Origin of the sequence: Pseudoalteromonas sp. 20-92, from assembly GCF_030847595.1 — a bacterium.
Classification (GTDB): Bacteria; Pseudomonadota; Gammaproteobacteria; order Enterobacterales; family Alteromonadaceae; genus Pseudoalteromonas; species Pseudoalteromonas fuliginea.
Window position 1 is genome coordinate 1 of sequence record NZ_JANJGQ010000078.1, and the last position, 411, is coordinate 411.

Consider the following 411-nt stretch of genomic DNA (forward strand, 5'->3'; position numbering starts at 1 on the left):
GGCGCGATCTTAGTAGTTGCTGCGACAGATGGCCCTATGCCACAAACACGTGAGCACATCCTTCTTTCTCGTCAAGTTGGCGTTCCTTACATCATCGTGTTCATGAACAAATGTGACATGGTAGATGACGAAGAGCTACTTGAACTAGTAGAAATGGAAGTTCGTGAACTTCTTTCAGAATACGATTTCCCAGGTGATGACTTACCTCTAATCGCTGGTTCTGCGCTTAAAGCGTTAGAAGGCGAGAAAGAGTGGGAAGATAAGATTGTTGAGCTTGCAAACGCACTTGATTCTTACATCCCAGAGCCAGAGCGTGACATCGATAAGCCTTTCATCATGCCTATCGAAGACGTTTTCTCAATCCAGGGTCGTGGTACTGTTGTAACTGGTCGTGTTGAAGCTGGTATCATC

At 45.7% G+C, this 411-nt stretch carries 1 protein-coding gene; it reads left to right on the top strand.

Annotated features, from left to right (window positions below; translation table 11 throughout):
• Positions 1–411, top strand: a 411-nt coding sequence (locus NRL14_RS20820; protein WP_306725519.1) for a GTP-binding protein, incomplete at both ends; no start/stop codon positions are given.